General features: G+C 61.0%; 1 protein-coding gene. It reads right to left on the bottom strand.

Annotated elements, in window-relative coordinates; all coding sequences use genetic code 11:
* A partial coding sequence (locus SB772_RS41490; RefSeq protein WP_410838709.1) for a PP2C family protein-serine/threonine phosphatase occupies positions 1-269 on the bottom strand: 269 nt, incomplete at both ends.

Raw genomic sequence — 269 nt, 5'->3', positions numbered from 1 at the left:
CCCAGCTTGCAGTTGATCAGCCCGCGGTTGATGTGGCTGAGCACTTGCGAAGGCTTGAACTCGCGCATCTTGCTGCCGCGCTTGAATTCGAACAACAGGCGCGTGGTCATGAACTTGAGCAGCACCGTGACGAAGGCCGACGACGCGCCATGCCCGGAGACATCGGCGAGATAGAAGGCGATGCGGCGGTCATCCACACGGAAGTAGTCGGCGAAGTCACCCGACAGGTACAGCGACGGGATGATCTGGTGCTCGAACGCGAACTCGCC

Source organism: Paraburkholderia sp. SIMBA_030 (genome assembly GCF_046535245.1).
Lineage (GTDB): Bacteria > Pseudomonadota > Gammaproteobacteria > Burkholderiales > Burkholderiaceae > Paraburkholderia.
The sequence above is the reverse complement of the archived record's forward strand: the minus strand, read 5'-3'. Positions and strand labels throughout refer to the sequence as shown.